This window comes from Variovorax sp. VRV01 (assembly GCF_014852545.1).
Lineage (GTDB): Bacteria > Pseudomonadota > Gammaproteobacteria > Burkholderiales > Burkholderiaceae_C > Variovorax > Variovorax beijingensis_A.
In genome coordinates this window covers 209,418-227,837 of record NZ_JACVBS010000005.1, presented here as the reverse complement: position 1 = coordinate 227,837, position 18,420 = coordinate 209,418, and the positions used below count along the sequence as shown (strand labels likewise).

14 protein-coding genes are annotated in these 18,420 nt (G+C 69.1%); 8 read left to right on the top strand and 6 right to left on the bottom strand.

Annotation, left to right across the window (positions count from 1 at the left end):
• Positions 1-16: 16 nt before the first annotated feature.
• Complete coding sequence (locus IB278_RS11385; protein ID WP_192323474.1) at positions 17-1,492, bottom strand: flavin-containing monooxygenase; 1,476 nt, start codon at positions 1,490-1,492, stop codon at positions 17-19.
• A gap of 141 nt (positions 1,493-1,633) precedes the next feature.
• Between IB278_RS11385 and IB278_RS11380 the strand changes: the two genes are divergently transcribed.
• The 6 genes from IB278_RS11380 to IB278_RS11355 all read left to right on the top strand — a co-directional run bounded on the left by IB278_RS11380 (position 1,634) and on the right by IB278_RS11355 (position 13,628).
• A complete protein-coding gene (locus IB278_RS11380) occupies positions 1,634-3,307 on the top strand; it encodes an alpha-amylase family glycosyl hydrolase (RefSeq protein ID WP_192323473.1) in 1,674 nt (557 codons plus the stop codon).
• An 8-nt stretch (positions 3,308-3,315) separates the two neighbouring features.
• Entirely contained in the window at positions 3,316-5,487 is a 2,172-nt protein-coding gene (gene glgB, locus IB278_RS11375; protein WP_192323472.1) for a 1,4-alpha-glucan branching protein GlgB, read from the top strand.
• Between the two features lie 622 nt (positions 5,488-6,109).
• Positions 6,110-8,191: a glycogen debranching protein GlgX gene (gene glgX / locus IB278_RS11370; protein WP_192323471.1), complete on the top strand. Its 2,082-nt coding sequence runs from the start codon at positions 6,110-6,112 to the stop codon at positions 8,189-8,191.
• A gap of 88 nt (positions 8,192-8,279) precedes the next feature.
• The gene (gene glgC, locus IB278_RS11365) at positions 8,280-9,593 is read left to right on the top strand and encodes a glucose-1-phosphate adenylyltransferase (protein ID WP_145742632.1); all 1,314 of its coding nucleotides are present in this window, start codon (positions 8,280-8,282) and stop codon (positions 9,591-9,593) included.
• Positions 9,594-9,611: 18 nt separating this feature from the next.
• On the top strand, positions 9,612-11,099 hold the full coding sequence (gene glgA / locus IB278_RS11360; protein WP_192323470.1) for a glycogen synthase GlgA: 1,488 nt from the start codon (positions 9,612-9,614) through the stop codon (positions 11,097-11,099).
• Positions 11,100-11,144: 45 nt separating this feature from the next.
• Positions 11,145-13,628, top strand: a complete 2,484-nt coding sequence (locus IB278_RS11355) for a glycogen/starch/alpha-glucan phosphorylase (RefSeq protein ID WP_192323469.1) — start codon at positions 11,145-11,147, stop codon at positions 13,626-13,628.
• Positions 13,629-13,646: 18 nt separating this feature from the next.
• Here the strand turns inward: IB278_RS11355 and IB278_RS11350 are convergent, their stop codons facing one another.
• Positions 13,647-14,090, bottom strand: coding sequence for an Lrp/AsnC family transcriptional regulator (locus IB278_RS11350; RefSeq protein ID WP_145742638.1), 444 nt, complete (start codon positions 14,088-14,090; stop codon positions 13,647-13,649).
• A gap of 131 nt (positions 14,091-14,221) precedes the next feature.
• On the opposite strand from IB278_RS11350, the gene IB278_RS11345 reads away from it, so the two are divergent.
• Complete coding sequence (locus IB278_RS11345; protein ID WP_145742640.1) at positions 14,222-15,124, top strand: DMT family transporter; 903 nt, start codon at positions 14,222-14,224, stop codon at positions 15,122-15,124.
• A gap of 34 nt (positions 15,125-15,158) precedes the next feature.
• On the opposite strand, the gene IB278_RS11340 is transcribed toward IB278_RS11345, so the two are convergent.
• The 4 genes from IB278_RS11340 to IB278_RS11325 form a co-directional block, all read right to left on the bottom strand.
• The gene (locus IB278_RS11340) at positions 15,159-15,638 is read right to left on the bottom strand and encodes an ExbD/TolR family protein (RefSeq protein ID WP_192323468.1); all 480 of its coding nucleotides are present in this window, start codon (positions 15,636-15,638) and stop codon (positions 15,159-15,161) included.
• Positions 15,639-15,658: 20 nt separating this feature from the next.
• A complete protein-coding gene (locus tag IB278_RS11335) occupies positions 15,659-16,366 on the bottom strand; it encodes a MotA/TolQ/ExbB proton channel family protein (RefSeq protein WP_192323467.1) in 708 nt (235 codons plus the stop codon).
• A 7-nt stretch (positions 16,367-16,373) separates the two neighbouring features.
• Positions 16,374-17,174 carry a 4-hydroxy-tetrahydrodipicolinate reductase gene (gene dapB / locus IB278_RS11330; RefSeq protein ID WP_225612861.1) on the bottom strand — a complete coding sequence of 267 codons (801 nt, stop codon included), beginning with the start codon at positions 17,172-17,174 and terminating at the stop codon, positions 16,374-16,376.
• 145 nt (positions 17,175-17,319) lie between these two features.
• The gene (locus IB278_RS11325; protein WP_145742647.1) at positions 17,320-17,880 is read right to left on the bottom strand and encodes an outer membrane protein assembly factor BamE; all 561 of its coding nucleotides are present in this window, start codon (positions 17,878-17,880) and stop codon (positions 17,320-17,322) included.
• Positions 17,881-17,972: 92 nt separating this feature from the next.
• Here IB278_RS11325 and fur point away from each other — a divergent pair, with 92 nt between their 5' ends.
• Positions 17,973-18,392, top strand: coding sequence for a ferric iron uptake transcriptional regulator (fur, locus tag IB278_RS11320; protein ID WP_055800769.1), 420 nt, complete (start codon positions 17,973-17,975; stop codon positions 18,390-18,392).
• Positions 18,393-18,420 lie beyond the last annotated feature (28 nt).

Sequence of the window (18,420 nt, the reverse complement as noted above, 5' to 3'; positions counted from 1 at the left end):
TGAAGAAGTCTGGAGTTCAGCCGCGTTCGGACGGCGGCGGCGCGGGCACCCATTCGTCGCCGAACAGTTCGGGCTCGCTGTAGGCCTCGAGGTTGGCGAAGTGCTGCTCGAAGTCTTCGCGATAGAACAGGCTGGCCATGCCGCTCGCAAGCCGCCTGGCGCCATCGCTGATCGCGGGAATGTCGCCCGACACCGTGCCGTGCGACAGGGCCGCCGGATAGCAGAAGCAATGGATGCGGTCCAGGCCCGGGCACTGGCCCGCTGCGCGCTCGCGGAATTCGAACACCGGCCCGAGATCGGGCGAATCGGCCAGCTCCTGGTCTTCGTCGCCGGGCGCGGGCACGAAACGATCCTTCCACGTTCGCACATGCGATGCAATGGTGTCGAACTCGGGACGGCAGCGCCAGTCGATCTTGAAACCGGTGGAAACAACGAGGAAGTCGAACACGAAGTCGCCCCTGGGCGTGGCCACGCGCATTGCCGCGCCCTGCGGCTCGACCGCAAGCACCGGACAGCCGAAATTGAAGAACGCGTTCGGGTGGTGCGACACGCGCAGCGTGCTGCCATGCGGCGGCGGCACGTTGGCCACGTTGATGTAGTGGCGGATGCGCCACTTGAATGCATCGGGCAGGTCGTAGTGGCCCTGCGTCAGGCCCGGCACGCCGGCGCCCTTGCCCTTGTTGACGCGCGGCAGGTCGGGCCGGCGGATCAGCAGCTCGACGCTGTGCGCGCCGGCCTCCAGTGCGGTGGCGGCGCTGTCCATGGCCGACGAACCCGCGCCGACCACGCCCACGCGCAGTCCGGCCAGCTTGCCGTAGTCCATCTCGTCGGACGAGTGGGCCCATTGCGAGCGCGGCAGTGCGTTGACGAAGGCCGGAACCGCGGGGCCGCCGAGCCCGTCGCGCCCCGTGGCAAGCACCACGCGGCGCGCCAGCACCTGCTGCGCACCCGCCGGCGTGCGCAGCGCGAGCCGCACCGCCGCCGCATCGGCGAGCGGCTGGATGCCGGTGACGGCCGTGTCGTTGCGCACATCGACGTTCATCACGCGGCGGTACCAGCGCAGGTAGTCCATCCACTGCAGGCGCGGGATCTTGTCCATCGACTCCCAGGCCTCGGTGCCGAACTGGGCCTCGAACCAGGCGCGGAAGGTCAGCGCGGGCAGCCCCAGCGCGGGCCCGGTCAGCTCCTTGGGCGAGCGCAGGGTTTCCATGCGCGCTGTGGTGGCCCACGGCCCTTCGCTGCCCGCGGGCGAGCGGTCGAACACCACGGCCCGGATGCCCTGCTGGGCCAGCGCGGCGGCGGCCGCCAGCCCGGCCTGGCCGGCACCGATGATGGCCACGTCCAGCACGGGTTCGCCGCCGTGCGTGCGAACCGGCATCCACGCACGCGCGGGCCAGCCGAGGCATTCGAGATCCCGGGTGAGCCGCTGCTCGAGCGCGGCAAGGCCTTGCGGGTGGGAGGATGGGGCGGGGGAAGCGGCGTCGATGGTCATCTTGCAAAACGAAACGGGAGGCGGGTTCGCATGGAACCCCGCCCAGTGTAGAAAGCTTTTCAGGCGGGACCGGGACAGGCCCATGCACGGACCGGGCCCGGATCTCGCATGCCACAATGATTTTCAGACCACAGGGGCAGCATGCGCAGCAACGACAGCAGCAATGGCGAATGGTGGCGCGGCGCGGTGATCTACCAGATCTATCCGCGCAGCTTCATGGACAGCAACGGCGATGGCATCGGCGACCTGCCCGGCATCACCTCGCGGCTCGAACACGTGGCGAGCCTGGGGGTCGACGCGATCTGGGTGTCGCCCTTCTTCCGCTCGCCGATGAAGGACTTCGGCTACGACGTGGCCGACTACCGCGCGGTCGATCCGATCTTCGGCACGCTGGCCGATTTCGACGAGATGCTGGCGCGCGCCCATGCGCTGGGCCTGAAGATCATCATCGACCAGGTGCTCTCGCACACCTCCGACCAGCACGCCTGGTTCGCCGAAAGCCGCGCGAGCCGCGACAACCCCAAGGCCGACTGGTACGTCTGGGCCGACGCGCGGCCCGATGGCACGCCGCCCACCAACTGGCTGTCGGTGTTCGGCGGGCCGGCCTGGCAATGGGATTCGCGCCGCCGCCAGTACTACCTGCACAGCTTCCTCAAGGAGCAGCCCGACCTGAACTTCCATTGCGCCGAGGTGCAGCAGGCGCTGCTCGGCGAAGTGCGCTTCTGGTGCGAGCGCGGCGTGGACGGCTTCCGCTTCGATGCCTGCAACCATCAGTTCCACGACGCGCTGCTGCGCGACAACCCGCCGGCCAGCGCCGCCTCGCTGGACGAGGTGAGCACGGTGCGGGCCGACAACCCCTATGCCATGCAGCAGCACCTCTACGACAAGAGCCAGATGGAGAACCTGCTCTTTCTCGAAAGCCTGCGCGGGCTGCTCGACGATTACGGCGCGGTCGCGCTCGGCGAGGTCGGCGACGAGAACGCACCGCCCGTCATGGCGCAGTACACCGAACTTGGCAAGCGCCTGCACCTGGCCTACAGCTTCAGCCTGCTGACGGCCGAGCACAGCGCCAGGCACCTGCGCCACCAGGTCGAGACGCTGGACCACGCACTCGCGCCGACGGGCGGCTGGGGCTGCTGGGCCGTGTCCAACCACGACGTGCCGCGCGTGGCCACGCGCTGGAGCGGCGGCGGCCCGGAAGACACGCGGCGCGACCGGCTCTGGCTCGCGCTGCTGCTCGCGCTGCGCGGCAGCGCCAGCATCTACCAGGGCGAGGAGCTCGGCCTGCCCGAAGCCGAGGTGCCGTTCGAGCTGCTGCAAGACCCGTACGGCCGCGCCTTCTGGCCCGAGTTCAAGGGCCGCGACGGCTGCCGCACGCCCATGCCCTGGAAGGCCGACGAACTGCACGCCGGCTTCACCACCGGCGGGCCCTGGCTGCCGGTCTATGGCCGCCACCTGCCGCTGGCGGTCGACCGCCAGTCCACCGATCCCGACTCGATGCTCGCATTCAGCCGCGCGCTGCTGCGCTGGCGCCGCACCCAGCCGCTGCTGCGCACCGGCAGCATCGCCTTCATCGATGCGCCGGAGCCGGTGCTGTGGTTCGAGCGGCGCGAGGGGAACCAATCGCTGCAGGCCGTCTTCAACCTGGGAGGCGAGTCGGTGTTCATCGCGCTGCGCGAGGCGCTCGAGCCGCTCGCGGGGCATCCGCTGTCATCGTCGTCGTCCCTGCAGGCCGGCGGCGAAAGGCGCATGCTGAAGCTGGCGCCGTACGGCGTCTTTTTCGGCCGACCCGCCGGCGAAGAAGAACCGATGTGAAGAACAACATGCCTTCCCTGCTGCTGCCCGAACGCGAAGTCCATGCGCTGATGCGCGCCGAGCACGGCGATCCGTTCGCGGTGCTCGGCCCGCACGAGACGCGCGACGGCCTGCTGGTGCGCGCGCTGCTGCCGGGCGCGCAGAGCGTGGCCGTGGTGCACACGCGCACGGGCTGGCCGCTGGCCATGCTGTCGCGGCAGGAAGGCTCCGATCTCTTCGCGGGCCTGGTGCCCGCGGCGGAGGCGCTGCTGGGCTATTCGTTCCAGGTCGACTGGGGCACGCACAGCTCGCGGCTCGAAGACCCGTACCGCTTTGCGTTCGTATTGGGCGCCACCGACGTGTGGCTGCTGGCCGAAGGCACGCACCTGCGGCCCTGGGAGCGGCTGGGCGCGCACCTGTGCGAGATGGATGGCGTCAAGGGCGTGGCCTTCGCAGTCTGGGCGCCCAACGCGCGGCGCGTCTCGGTGGTCGGCGACTTCAACAACTGGGACGGCCGGCGCCACATGATGCGGCTGCGCCGCGAGTGCGGCGTGTGGGAGATCTTCGCGCCGCAGGTGGCCACGGGCGACAGCTACGAATTCGAGATCCTCTCGGCCCAGGGCGAGGTGCTGCGCAAGGCCGACCCCTTCGCCTTCTCCTCGCGCCTGCGGCCCGAGACCGCCTGCGTGGTCGCGCCGCTGCCCGCGCCGGTGGCGATGCCGCCCGAGCGCGCCGCGGCCAACGGCCGCCATGCGCCGATGAGCATCTACGAGGTGCACCTGGGCTCCTGGCGCCGCAAGAACGGCCATGAATGGCTGGACTACCGCGAACTGGCCGACACGCTGGTGCCGTACGCGCGCGACATGGGCTTCACGCACATCGAGCTGCTGCCGGTCAGCGAGCATCCGTTCGACGGCTCCTGGGGCTACCAGCCGATCGGCCTGTATGCGCCCACCTCGCGCTTCGGCACGCCCGGCGACTTCCGCCATCTCGTCGAAGCCGCGCATGCCGCGGGGCTGGGCGTGATCCTCGACTGGGTGCCCGCACACTTTCCCACCGACACGCACGGCCTCGGCCGCTTCGACGGCACCGCACTCTACGAATACGCCGATCCGCGCGAAGGCTTCCACAACGACTGGAAGACCTTCATCTTCAACTACGGCCGCACCGAGGTGCGCAACTACCTGGTCGGCAATGCGCTGTACTGGCTGGAGCGCTACGGCGTGGACGGGCTGCGCGTCGACGCCGTGGCCTCCATGCTCTACCGCGACTACAGCCGCAAGCCCGGCGAATGGGTGCCCAACATCCATGGCGGGCGCGAGAACCTCGAGGCCATCGACTTCCTGCGGCGCATGAACCAGGTGGTGGGCGTCGAGCGCCCGGGCGCCGTCACGCTGGCCGAGGAGTCGACGAGCTTTCCGGGCGTGACGCGGCCGCCCGAGGACGGTGGCCTCGGCTTCCACTACAAATGGAACATGGGCTGGATGAACGACACGCTCGCCTATGCGGGCATCGACCCGGTCCACCGCAAGCATCACCACCAGCAGATCACATTCGGCCTGATGTACGCGCACAGCGAGAACTTCGTGCTGCCGCTCTCGCACGACGAGGTGGTGCACGGCAAGGGGTCGATGTTCGGGCGCATGCCCGGCGACGAGTGGCAGAAGTTCGCGGGGCTGCGCAATCTTTATGGGTACCTCTGGGCCTATCCGGGCAAGAAGCTGCTGTTCATGGGCAATGAATTCGCCCAGGCGGCGGAATGGAACGCCGACCGCAGCCTCGACTGGCACCTGCTCGAGCAGGCGCCGCACCAGGGAGTCCGGCGGCTGGTGCGCGACCTCAACAACGTGTACCGGCACTTCCCCGCGCTGCACGAGCTCGACACCGAAAGGGCCGGCTTCGAGTGGATCGTGCACGACGACTGGGAGCAGTCGGTGTTCGCCTTCGTGCGCCGGGCCCGCGACGGCTCCTTCGTGGTGGCGGTGTGCAACTTCACGCCGCTGCCGCGCCACGGCTACCGGCTCGGCGTGCCTGCGGCGGGCGCGTACCGCGAGGCCATCAACACCGACGGCGCGGTGTACGGCGGCAGCGGGGTCGGCAATGGCGTGGTCGAGAGCGCGCCATTGCCGTGGCATGGGAGGGCCGATTCGATCGTCATCAGCGTGCCGCCGCTGGCTACCGTGATGTGGGTGCTGGTTTGAGGTTCTTGGCTTTGGTTTTTTCCCCGGGACCGGGTCTCGCCCCGGCGGGCGACTCACTTTCTTTTGCTTCGCCAAAAGAAAGTGAGCAAAGAAAAGGCGACCCTGCTGTCTGCGTCCCTTCGCTTCGCTGCGGGCAACCTGCGGTGCTCGATTCCGGCGGGGGTCCGCAGAACTCGCTTCGCTCAAACAGCTGCGGCCCTGATCCCGCCTCCATCTGCGCTCCTCGGCGCATACAGAAGGGGTGGGAGCGGGTGGCCTTCGCTTCGCTCGGCCCCAACTCCAACAGCCAATACCAACAGTCCAACCACCGCAGGCGCTGCGCGCCTGCGGTGGCTTGGTGGCCGAGCGCAGCAATGGCCCGTTCGGTTTGCCCTCCCCTCTGGCTGCGCCGAGGAGCGCAGGGTTTCGCGGATCAGGGCTCGCAGCTGTTTGAGCGAAGCGAGTTCTGCGAGACCCCGCGAAACCCGAGCACCGCAGGTTGCCCCGTAGCGCAGCGAAGGGGTCGCAGACAGTGGGGTCGCCTTTTCTTTGCTTACTTTCTTTTGGCGAAGCAAAAGAAAGTGAGGCCGCCGCCGGGCGGAATCCCGGCCCCGGAAAGCAAATCCTCAAAGAGGCCAGCAACATGCTGAGCCCAGGCAACCCCTCCCCCTTGGGCGCGACGCTGTCGCCGAACGGCGTGAACTTCGCCCTCGCCGCCCCGAACGCCGAATCGGTCGAGCTCTGCCTCTTCGACAGCACAGGCCAGCACGAGCAGCAGCGCCTGCGGCTGCCCGCCTTCACCGACGGCGTCTGGCACGGCCTGCTGCCGAGCGGGCGCGCCGGCCTGGTCTACGGCTTTCGCGTGCATGGCCCCTGGGCGCCGCACGAGGGAAAGCGCTTCAATCCCGCGAGGCTGCTGCTCGACCCGTATGCGCGCGAGATCCTCGGCCGCTACGACGGCAGTGATCTGTTCGCGGGGCACGATCCCGCGAATCCGGACCAGCGCAACACGCGCGACAACGGCGCCGTCGCGCTCAAGGCCCGCGTGGCGGCGGCCGGCAGCAGCCCGGACGCGCCGGGCCACGCCCGCATCCCGGCCGGCGAGCGCGTGCTCTACGAACTGCATGTGCGCGGACAGACCCGGCTGCACCCGGGCGTGCCCGCTGCCTTGCGCGGCACCTATGCCGGCCTGGCCGAGCCCGTGGTGCTCGACCACCTCCAGGGCCTCGGCGTCACCACGCTGAGCCTGATGCCGGTGCAGCACCGCGCCGACGAGCAGCGGCTGCTCGCCATGGGCCTGAGCAACTACTGGGGCTACAACACCATCGGCTGGTTCGTGCCCGAGGCGCGCTACTGGAGCGGCCGCGCCGGCACCACGCCGGCCAGCGAATTCCGCGCCATGGCCGACGCGGTGCATGCGCGCGGCATGGAGCTGGTGATCGACGTGGTCTACAACCACAGCGCCGAAACCGACGAGTTCGGCCCCACGCTCTCGCTGCGCGGCATCGACAACGCGCTGTACTACCACCTGCGCCCCGACGACCGCGCGCTCTACGCCAACTGGACCGGCTGCGGCAATTGCCTCAACCTGGCCGAGCCGCGCGTGCTGCAGCTGGTCATGGACAGCCTGCGCCACTGGGCCTGCGAGCTCGGCGTCGACGGCTTCCGCTTCGATCTCGCACCGGTGCTGGGGCGCGGCGCCGATGGCAATTTCGACCCGCGCGCGCCCTTCTTCGCGGCCATCGCGCAAGACCCGGTGCTCTCGCGCACGCTGCTGATCGCGGAGCCCTGGGACATCGGTCCGGGCGGCTACCGCCTGGGCGAATTCCCGCCGGGCTGGCTCGAATGGAACGACCGCTACCGCGACACGCAGCGCGGCTTCTGGCTGCGGCAGGGGCGCGAGGGCGCGGCGGGCCTCGGCGATTTCGCGCACCGCTTCACCGCCTCGAGCGCGCAGTTCGCCCACCACGGCCGCGCGCCCACCGCGAGCGTCAACTTCATCACCGCGCACGACGGCTTCACGCTGCGCGACCTGCTCTGCTACGAAGAGCGGCACAACCTGGCCAACGGCGAGAACAACCGCGACGGCCACGCGCACAACCTGAGCAACAACTGCGGCGTTGAAGGCCCGAGCGACGACCCGGCCGTGCAGGCCGAACGCGGCCGCCTGCAGCGCGCGCTGCTCGCCGCGCTGCTGCTGTCGCAGGGCACGCCCATGCTGCTGGCCGGCGACGAGCTCGGCCACAGCCAGCAAGGCAACAACAACGCCTACTGCCAGGACAACGAAACCACCTGGCTCGCCTGGATCGGCGCCCACGATCCCGCGAGCGAAGCAGCGCGCCTGAGCGCCTTCGTCGCCCGGCTCGTTGCCCTGCGCCGCGAAGCGCCCGCGCTGCGCAGCACGCGCTGGTGGCCGGCGCTGCCGGCAGAGGGCGCGCCGGGCATCCGCTGGCTGCGGCCCGACGGCGAGCCGATGCAAGAGGCCGACTGGCATGGCGGCACGGCCCTTGCAATCCTTTTCGAAGCCATGGCGGCGGAGGCAGGCGCCTGGCTGGTGCTGGTGAATGCGGGGCCGGCGGCCGTGCCGTTCAGGCTGCCGGCGGGCTCGTGGCGGTGGCGGCTCGCAACTGACGATCCGGCGCCCGATGCCGGCGCCGCGCTGCAGCAGCCCCATGCCGGCACGGTGGAGGTCCCTCATTCGAGCATCCGGATTGCAAGAAGGTAGAAGCCAGCCGCGCCGCACGGTGCTAGGCTGGCTGCAGAAACGCTGACGAAGAGAAGACGACAAACCGACGAACGAACGGAGACACAGGATGGACAACCACAGCATCAGCAACAGCGCGCCGCAGGCCCCTCTGCAGGCGCATCAACTGGTCCGCCGCACCATCGCCCTGGTGCTGGCCGGCGGCCGCGGCTCGCGCCTCAAGCAGCTGACCGACCGGCGCGCCAAGCCGGCGGTGTACTTCGGCGGCAAGTTCCGCATCATCGATTTCGCGCTGTCGAACTGCCTGAACTCGGGCATCCGGCGCATGGCGGTGGTCACGCAGTACAAGTCGCATTCGCTGATGCGCCACCTGCAGCGCGGCTGGAGCTTCCTGCGCGCCGAGCTCAACGAGATGGTCGACGTGCTGCCCGCGCAGCAGCGCACGGGCGACGAGCACTGGTACCGCGGCACGGCCGACGCGGTCTACCAGAACCTGGACATCATCCAGACCCGCTCCACCAGGCACGACTACGTGGTGGTGCTGGCCGGCGACCACATCTACAAGATGGACTACTCGATCATGGTCAAGGACCATGCCGAGCGCGGCCTGGGCTGCACGGTCGGCTGCATCGAGGTGCCGCGCATGGAGGCCACCGCCTTCGGCGTGATGGCCATCGACGACGGGCGCCAGATCACGGCCTTCCTCGAGAAGCCGGCCGACCCGCCCGCCATGCCGGGGCGGCCCGACACGGCGCTGGCCAGCATGGGCATCTACGTGTTCGATTCCGAGTACCTCTACCAGCTGCTCGAGGAAGACGCCGCCAACCCCGATTCGAGCCACGATTTCGGCAAGGACATCATCCCGCGCGCGGTGGCGCAGGGCCGCGCGCTCGCGCATCCCTTCGGCATGTCCTGCGTCACGCGTGCCTCGCGCGGGCCCGGCGCCAAGGCCTACTGGCGCGACGTGGGCACGATTGATGCATTCTGGGCAGCCAACCTCGACCTGGCCTCCATCACGCCCGAACTCGACATCTATGACACGGACTGGCCCATCTGGACCTACCAGCGGCAGCTGCCGCCGGCCAAGTTCGTGCTCGACCGCGAGGGCCGGCACGGCATGACGGTCAACACCATCGTCTCGGGCGGCTGCATCGTCTCGGGTTCCAAGGTCAGCAGCTCGGTGCTGTTCTCGGGCGTGCGCATCCATTCGTTCTGCGACATCAACGAGGCCGTGCTGCTGCCCGACGTCGAGGTGGGCCGCGGCGCCCGGCTCAACCGCGTGGTGATCGACCGCGGCTGCGTCATTCCGGACGAGATGGTGATCGGCGAAGACGCCGCGGCCGATGCCGCGCGCTTCGAGCGCACCGACAACGGCGTGGTGCTGGTCACCCGCGAAATGCTCAAGCGCCTGCTGGCTGCCTGAAGCCGCACCGCTTTCCCGATGCGAATCCTCCAGGTCAGCGCCGAACTCTTTCCCCTGCTCAAGACCGGTGGCCTCGCCGACGTGGCCGGTGCGCTGCCGCTCGCACTCATGGCTGCCGGGCAGGACGCGCCGGTGCTGCTGCCCGGCTTCCCGGCCATCCTGGCCGGCGTGCGCGATCTCGCGCCGGTGGCCGAGTTCACGGCGCCCTGGGGCCCGGAACGCTTCGGCCTGCGCGCGGGCCGCATCGCGATCGACGGCGCGGCCGCGCCGATCCCGGCCTACGTGATCGATGCGCCGGCGCTCTACGACCGGCCCGGCAACCCCTATGAAGACGCCACGCGCCAGCCCTATGGCGACAACCACCGGCGCTTCGCGCTGCTGGGCTGGGCCGCGGCGCAGCTGGCCCAGGGGCTCGATCCCACCTGGCAGCCCGAGGTCGTGCATGCGCACGACTGGCATGCGGGGCTGGCGCCGGCCTACCTGCACTTCGCGCGGCAGGCCGGCGCCACCCGCGCGGGCAGCGTGTTCACGGTGCACAACCTGGCCTACCAGGGCATCTCGGCGCCGTGGAACTTTGCCGACCTCGGCCTGCCCGGGCCCGCGTTCCACATGGACGGGCTCGAATACCACGGGCAGGTGTCGTTCATGAAGGGCGGCCTCTACTTCGCCGACCGCCTGACCACGGTGAGCCCGACCTACGCCCGCGAGATCCAGACGCCCGAGCAGGGTTTCGGGCTCGACGGCCTGCTGCGCCTGCGCGGGGGCGTGCTCACGGGCATCCTCAACGCGGTCGACGACCAGGTCTGGAATCCGGCCGCCGACAGCGCGCTGGTGCAGGGCTACCACACGCCCGAAGGCCGCCACATGGCGGGCAAGGCGCGCTGCAAGACGGTGCTGCAGCACCAGCTCGGCCTGGCCGAGCGCCCCGACGCGCCGCTGTTCATCGTGGTGAGCCGGCTCACCGAGCAGAAGGGGCTGCACCTCGTGCTCGGCGGCCTCGACACCCTGCTGGCCGAAGGCGGCCAGCTCGCGCTGCTGGGCAGCGGCGAGGCCTGGCTCGAGGACGCCTTCCGCGAGCGCGCGGCGGCCGCGCCGCGCTCGGTCAGCGTCACCATCGGCTACAACGAAACGCTGGCGCACCAGCTCTTCGGCGGCGGCGACGTGACGCTGGTGCCCTCGCTGTTCGAACCCTGCGGACTCACGCAGATGTACGGCCTCAGGTACGGCAGCCTGCCGCTGGTGCGCCGCGTCGGCGGACTGGCCGACACCGTGGTCGACTGCACGCTCGAGGACATGGCCAGCGGCGACGCCACCGGCTTCGTGTTCGACCGCTTCGACGCCGCGGACTACCATCGCGCGCTGCGGCGGGCCTTTGCGCTCTACCAGCGCGCGCCCGACTGGCGCCGCGTGCGCGGCAATGCCATGCGGCGCCCGGCCGACTGGGCCACTGCGGCCGGCCAGTACATCGAGGTCTACCGGCAGGCGCTCGAGTCCGCCGGCACCTGAATGAAGCGCCACGGCGCACCACCCCACCACTCTTCACCGAAGCCCATGACCATCAAAGACTTCGCCTACGACCATCCCGACCGCGACGTGGCCGCGTTCAAGCGCGCCGTCGCCAACAAGCTGATCTATGCGGTCGGCAAGGACCCCGTCGCGGCCAGCCAGGACGACTGGCTGCACGCCACCGCGCTGGCCGTGCGCGACCAGCTGGTCGAGCGCTGGATGGCGACCACGCGCGCCAACTATGCGCAGGACCTGAAGCGCGTCTACTACCTCTCGATGGAGTTCCTGATCGGGCGCACCTTCACCAATGCGCTGCTGGCGGTCGACCTCTACGACACGGTGCGCGAAGCGCTGGCCGACTTCGGCGTCGACATGGCGGCGCTCGCCGAGCGCGAGCCCGACGCGGCCCTTGGCAACGGCGGCCTCGGCCGGCTCGCGGCCTGCTTCCTCGACTCGATGGCCACGCTCGGCGTGCCGGGCATGGGCTACGGCATCCGCTACGAATACGGCATGTTCCGCCAGCGCATCGTCGACGGCCAGCAGGTCGAGACACCCGACTACTGGCTCACCCGCGGCAACCCCTGGGAGTTCCAGCGGCCCGAGGTCAACTACCGCGTGCGCTTCGGCGGCCGCGTGCAAAAGCGCGAGGGAAAGAACGCGCCCTATGGCGCGGCCGACTGGGTCGACACCCACGACGTGCTGGCCGTGGCCTACGACACCATCATTCCGGGCTACGGCACGCAGGCCACCAACACGCTGCGCCTGTGGTCGGCGCGCGCCACCGAGGAGATCGACCTCTTGGCCTTCAACCGCGGCAACTACATGGCGGCGGTGGAGAGCAAGAACCACTCCGAGAACGTCTCGCGTGTGCTCTACCCCGACGACTCCACGCCCTCGGGCCGCGAGCTGCGGCTGCACCAGGAATATTTCTTCTGCAGCGCGAGCGTGCAGGACCTGCTGCGGCGTTACCTGCGCAACCACAAGAGCTTCGACCAGCTGGCCGACAAGGTCAGCATCCACCTGAACGACACGCACCCGGTGCTCGCGGTGCCCGAGCTCATGCGCCTCCTGCTCGACGAGCACGGCCTGGCCTGGGACGCGGCCTGGGCCCACACGCAGAAGGTGTTCAGCTACACAAACCACACGCTGATGCACGAGGCGCTGGAGACCTGGCCGGTCGAGATGCTCGGGCGCATCCTGCCGCGGCACCTGCAGATCATCTACGACATGAACGCGAAGTTCCTCGCGGCCGTGACGCAGAAGGCCGGCAACGACGTCGAGCTGCTGCGCCGGCTCTCGCTGGTCGACGAGGCGGGCGAGCGCCGCGTGCGCATGGCCTACGTGGCAGTGCTCGCGAGCCACTCGATCAACGGCGTGTCGGGCCTGCACTCGGAGCTCATGAAGCAATCGATCTTTGCCGACTTCGCGAAGATCTTCCCCGAGCGCTTCAACAACAAGACCAACGGCGTCACGCCGCGGCGCTGGCTCGCGCAGGCCAATCCGCCGCTGGCGGCGCTGCTCGACCAGCGCATCGGCAGGGGCTGGCGGCGCGACCTCTCGCAGCTGGAGGCGCTCAGGCCCATGGCCGCGCAGCCGGCCTTCGTGCGCGCCTTCCGCCATGCCAAGCGCGAGAACAAGCTGCGGCTGGCCAACTGGATCGAGCAGCACATGGACATCGTGCTCGACACCGACGCGATGTTCGACGTGCAGGTCAAGCGCATCCACGAATACAAGCGGCAGCTGCTCAACGTGCTGCACGTGGTCACGCGCTACCACCGCATCCTCGATGCGCAGGCCGCGGGCGGCCCGATCGACATCGTGCCGCGCGTGGTGGTGTTCGCCGGCAAGGCGGCCTCGGCCTACCAGATGGCCAAGCTCGTGATCCGGCTGGTCAACGACGTGGCCCACACCATCAACAACGACAGCCGCGTGGGCAAGCTGCTGAAAGTGGTGTTCCTGCCCAACTACAGCGTGAGCCTGGCCGAGGTGATCATGCCCGCGGCCGACCTGTCGGAGCAGATCTCGACCGCGGGCACCGAGGCCTCGGGCACAGGCAACATGAAGTTCGCGCTCAACGGCGCGCTCACCATCGGCACGCTCGACGGCGCCAACGTGGAGATGCGCGACAACGTGGGCGCGGAGAACATCTTCATCTTCGGCAACACCACGCCGCAGGTGGCCGACATCCGCGCCCACGGCTACCAGCCGCGCGACATCTACGAAGAGAACGCCGAGCTCAAGCGCGTGCTCGATGCGATCCGCGACGGCGCCTTCTCGGCCGGCGAGCCCTCGCGCTACCAGGGCATCTACGACGCACTGGTGAACTGGGGCGACCACTACCTGCTGCTGGCCGACTACGCGAGCTACGTCGCGAAGCAGGCCGAGGTCGATGCGCTCTACCGCGACCCCGACGCCTGGACGCGCATGGCCATCCTCAACGTGGCGGGCATGGGCGCGTTCTCGTCGGACCGCACCATTGCGCAGTACGCGCACGAGATCTGGCACACGAAGCCGGTGGTGCTGGGCTGAGCCGGCTGCAATGCGGCGCTAGCCGATGCGCAAGGGCGGCGCGCGCCGGCGTATCGGCTGCATCTTGACGATGGCCGTGTGCGTCTCGGCCTTGTCGACGATGCGGTCCAGCACCTGGTCGAGCTGCTCGATGGAGCGCACGAACAGGCGCGCGATATAGCAGTCTTCGCCCGTGACCTTGTCGCACTCGCCGAACTCGGGCGTGTTCTCGATCAGCTTCTGCACCACCTGCAACTGGCCGGGCAACGGGCGGATGCGCACGATCGCCTGCAGCTGGTAGCCCAGCGCCTTGGGATCGATTTCGACCGTGTAGCCGCGGATCACGCGGCGCTCCTCGAGCCGCCGCAGGCGCTCCGAGACGCTCGGCGAAGACATGCCGACGCGGGCGGCCAGGTCTTTCAGCGAGATGCGTGCGTCCTGCAGCATCACCTCGAGAATCTTTTGTTCGACCTCGTCCAGCATTTCAGATCCTTTGGAGACAACGGGGCCTTGCCTTGTTTTCTTAGCCTCGAATGGATTTTTCCCTTCGGAAAATCATAGGCCCGGCGGCGCTTCGATGGCAACCTGAGGCTTGCTTCACAAGAATCCGGATCATGCAAAGACAAGTGCGGGGCGCGCTCGAGATGAGTGCGGCCATGGTCATTTCGGGAACCATCGGCTGGTTCGTCATCCGCTCCGGCCAGCCGCTGGCCGACCTGCTGTTCTGGCGCTGCGCCTTCGGCGCCCTCACGCTCGTTGCAGTGTGCGCCGCGCTCGGGCTGCTTCGCAGGCGGCTGCTGACGCTGCGCGTCGTTGCGCTGGCGGCGCTGGGTGGCGCCGCGCTGGTGCTCAACTGGCTGCTGATCTTCGCGTCGTTCTCGCATGCGTCGATCTCCATCGCCACGGCGGTCTACAACACCCAGCCGTTCATGCTGGTGGGCCTTGGCGCCCTGTTCTTCTCGGAGCGGCTGACGGCCGCCAAGCTGGCCTGGCTGGGCATCGCGTTCGCGGGCGTCCTGCTGATTGCCGAGGCCAAGCCGGGCGGCGGCAGCCATGGCGCCTCGTATGTGCTGGGCATTCTGATGGCACTGGGAGCTGCGTTCTTCTACGCCATTGCAGCCATCGTCGCGAAGCAGCTGGACGGCACGCCGCCCCATCTGATCGCGCTGGTCCAGGTCTGCGTGGGCAGCGTGCTGCTGGCGCCGTTTGCCAACCTGGCGGGGCTTCCGAAGGACGCCGGCGTCTGGGGCACGCATCTGGCCATGGGCGTGGTCTACACGGGGCTGGTCTTCACGCTGCTCTACGGCGCGATCCAGAAGCTGCCGACGCACACGGCGGGCGCGCTGTCCTTCATCTATCCGGTGGTGGCGATCGGCGTGGACTACCTGGCTTTCGGCCAGCGGCTGCATCCCGCGCAGCTTCTGGGCGCCGCCGCGATCCTGCTGGCGGCCGCGGGCATGACACTCGGCTGGGCGCTGCCGGGCCTGAAGAAGCGCGCGCCATCGGCACCCGATTGAGCTGATCGGACAGGTCGGCCGGGAGTCCCGGGCGTCAACGCGGGGCGGGCGGCGGCTGGCCTGGCGCGGGCACCTCGGTCACGAAGCCGATGCGGTTCAGGCCCGCCTTGTTCGCAATGCCCATCAGCGCCACCAGCTTGCCGTAAGGCACGGTCTGGTCGGCGCGCAGCTGCACCTCGGTGTCCTTGCTGTCGGCGGCGGCCTTCTGCAGCCGGGCGGCCAGTTCCTCGTCGGTCACGGGCTGGTCGTTGAGGAAGGTCTTGCCCGCGGCATCGACCGACACGCTCACGAACTTGGGCGTGTCGTTGGGCTGGCCGGCATCGGTCTGCGGCAGGTCGAGCTTGATCGAGCTCGCCATCAGCGGCGCGGTGATGATGAAGATCACCAGCAGCACCAGCATCACGTCGACCAGCGGCGTGACGTTGATGTCGGACAGCGGCCGCTGGCCGCCCGCCCCGGTCGCGCGCCCGCCGCCGGCGGCACTGCTGCCCAGGGAGGTGCGACCGAAGGCCATGGTGCGCGTGCTCCGTTCGGCTAGGCCGACACCGGCATGGGCCGCGCGGGCGGCGGCGCGGGCGGCGGCGGCGGACTGCCGAAGCTGCCGAGCAGGTCGTGCGCAAAGCCCTCGAGCTCGGCTTCGATGCGGCCGATGACGCGGCCGAACACGTTGTAGGCCAGCACGGCCGGAATGGCCACGGCCAGGCCGAAGGCCGTCATCACCAGCGCCTCGCCCACCGGCCCGGCCACCTTGTCGATGGTGAAGCCGCCGGTCTGGCCGGCAATGCCCGACAGCGCGCCGTAGATGCCCCACACCGTGCCGAGCAGGCCCACGAAGGGCGCCGTGGCGCCGACCGTGGCCAGCAGGATCTGGCCGGACTGCAGGCGCCGCAGCGCACCATGCAGCGCGCCGCGCAGCGCCCGCGTGAGCCGCTGGTTGCGGTCGCCGGTGGTGGCGCCGAGCGTGGAATCGCCTGCATCTGCTGCCGCCGCATTCCTGATGGCGCTCACGGCCGGCCCCACCAGCGTGGCGCGGTCGAAGGCCTGGAGCCGCTGCTGCGCATCGGCGAGCGTGGCCGACTGCCAGAATGCCGCGATGCTGCGCAACACATCGCGCGTGCCGCCGCGCAGCAGCCAGCCCTTCCAGAGAATCACCACCCAGCTTGCTATCGACATCGCGAGCAGCAGCGCCGCCACCGAGCGGCTGACACTGTCTCCGTGGGTGAGCAGTTCGAGGACGCTCATCGTTCTTTCAGCGCAAACCCAGCACGTCGAACATGTCGAACAGGCCCGCCTTCTGGCCGGCCAGGAAGCGCACGGCGCGCAGCGCGCCCTGCGCGTAGGTCACGCGGCTCGCCGACTTGTGGGTGATCTCGATGCGCTCGCCGGTGCCCGCAAACAGCACGGTGTGGTCGCCCACGATGTCGCCGCCGCGGATCGCGGAGAAGCCGATGGTGGACGGGTCGCGCTCGCCGGTGATGCCTTCGCGCGCGTACACGGCGCACTCCTTCAGGTCGCGGCCCAGCGCCCCGGCGATCACCTCGCCCATCTTGAGCGCGGTGCCCGAGGGCGCATCGACCTTGTGGCGGTGGTGCGCCTCGATGATCTCGATGTCGTAGCCCGTCGAGAGCGCCTTGGCCGCCATTTCGAGCAGCTTGAAGGTGACGTTGACGCCCACGCTCATGTTGGGCGAGACCATGATCGCGATGTCCTTGGCGATCTCGGCGATCTCGGCCTTCTGCGCATCGCTGAAGCCGGTGGTGCCGATCACGGCCTGCACGCCGAGCTCGCGGCAGGCTGCCAGGTGTGCGAGCGTACCTTCGGGGCGGGTGAAGTCGATGAGCACCTGCGCGTCCTTGAGGCCGGTGCGCAGGTCGGCCACGATCGGCACGCCGCTCGTGAAGCCGAGGAACGCGGCCGCATCGGCGCCGATGGCGTTGCTGCCCGCCATGTCGAGCGCGCCGGCCAGCCGGCAATCGGGCGCCTCGCGCACCGCCTCGACCAGCATGCGGCCCATGCGGCCCGAGGCGCCCGCGATCGCGATGCGCCGCAGCGGGGGCGTGGAAGACTCGGAAAGAAGCGAAGAAGTGGAAATGGATTCAGTCACGCGGATTCAGCCTTCGAAATTGGCATGGAAACCGGCACGCCCCGCCTGACCCGGCGGGTGCGCCCGCCCTCGCCCTGTGTTTGGCGCGTGCTCAGCGCGCGGCTTCGAGCGGGGGATATGCGGCGGGAAGCGGCGGCAGGCTGGTTGCCGTGGCGGTGGCATCGGCCTTCTTGCCGTCGTCCTTGGGAGCGAATTTCTTGAGCTCTTCTTCCGAGGCCTCGAGCGGCGGCACCTTGCCGCTCTTCTTGCGGGTGTCGAGCGCGGCGACGAATTCTTCCTCGCTGGGCATCGGGTCGCCCTCGAAGCGCTCGAGCAGTTCGCCGTTGAAGAAGACCGTCAGTCGGCGTTCCTGGGGATCGACGCCCTGGCGCCTGATCGTGAAGACGTAGTCCCAGCGATCCTTGTGGAAGACGTCGGTCAAAAGCGAGGTGCCGAGGATTTCACGCACCTGCTGGCGCGACATGCCGGGCTTGAGCGCCTCGACCTGTTCCTTCGACACGAAATTGCCCTGGACCACTTCGACCTTGTAGGGCGTGATGGCCGTCAGCGCACCACGCGTGCGATCGCTGAAGCCGCTGCAGGCACCGAGGCTGAACGTCGCGGCGACGGCCGCGGCCAGCAGCCAGGGACGGCGTTGGAGAATGGCAGGCATGGGAGGAAAAAAAGGGGGTAGCGATATGATCGGCCATTGTAGCGGCTGGCCCTTTTTGGGGCCCGTCCGCAGCCCAGGGCGCAGGAACCATCATGGCCAACATCGACGAACTCAAGAACACCGGCCTCAAGGCCACTCTGCCACGCCTGAAGATCCTCGAGATCTTCCAGACCGGCAGCCAGCGCCACATGACGGCCGAAGACGTTTTCCGCGTGCTGCTGAACGAGCACTCCGACATCGGCCTGGCCACCGTCTATCGCGTGCTGACGCAGTTCGAGCAGGCCGGCATCCTCGAGCGCAGCCATTTCGAAAGCGGCAAGGCGGTCTACGAGCTGAACGAGGGCACGCACCACGACCACCTGATCTGCACCTCGTGCGGCAAGGTCGAGGAGTTCTACGACGCCGAGATCGAGCGCCGCCAGCAGATGATCTCCAAGGACAAGGGCTGGATCCTGCAGGACCACGCGATGTCGCTCTACGGCCTGTGCGGCGACTGCGCCAGCAAGAGGTAAGGCCCCCCGGCTTTTCACTTCGCTTCGC

Bases quoted from the DNA above. Each gene is read 5' to 3' on its own strand.
- IB278_RS11335 (WP_192323467.1), bottom strand. From the start codon at position 16,366: ATGAGCGTCCTCGAACTGCTCACCCACGGAGACAGTGTCAGCCGCTCG.
- IB278_RS11380 (WP_192323473.1), top strand. From the start codon at position 1,634: ATGCGCAGCAACGACAGCAGCAATGGCGAATGGTGGCGCGGCGCGGTG.
- IB278_RS11350 (WP_145742638.1), bottom strand. From the start codon at position 14,090: ATGCTGGACGAGGTCGAACAAAAGATTCTCGAGGTGATGCTGCAGGAC.
- IB278_RS11340 (WP_192323468.1), bottom strand. From the start codon at position 15,638: ATGGCCTTCGGTCGCACCTCCCTGGGCAGCAGTGCCGCCGGCGGCGGG.
- glgB (WP_192323472.1), top strand. From the start codon at position 3,316: ATGCCTTCCCTGCTGCTGCCCGAACGCGAAGTCCATGCGCTGATGCGC.
- glgX (WP_192323471.1), top strand. From the start codon at position 6,110: ATGCTGAGCCCAGGCAACCCCTCCCCCTTGGGCGCGACGCTGTCGCCG.
- glgC (WP_145742632.1), top strand. From the start codon at position 8,280: ATGGACAACCACAGCATCAGCAACAGCGCGCCGCAGGCCCCTCTGCAG.
- IB278_RS11325 (WP_145742647.1), bottom strand. From the start codon at position 17,880: ATGCCTGCCATTCTCCAACGCCGTCCCTGGCTGCTGGCCGCGGCCGTC.
- IB278_RS11345 (WP_145742640.1), top strand. From the start codon at position 14,222: ATGCAAAGACAAGTGCGGGGCGCGCTCGAGATGAGTGCGGCCATGGTC.
- IB278_RS11355 (WP_192323469.1), top strand. From the start codon at position 11,145: ATGACCATCAAAGACTTCGCCTACGACCATCCCGACCGCGACGTGGCC.
- IB278_RS11385 (WP_192323474.1), bottom strand. From the start codon at position 1,492: ATGACCATCGACGCCGCTTCCCCCGCCCCATCCTCCCACCCGCAAGGC.
- fur (WP_055800769.1), top strand. From the start codon at position 17,973: ATGGCCAACATCGACGAACTCAAGAACACCGGCCTCAAGGCCACTCTG.
- glgA (WP_192323470.1), top strand. From the start codon at position 9,612: ATGCGAATCCTCCAGGTCAGCGCCGAACTCTTTCCCCTGCTCAAGACC.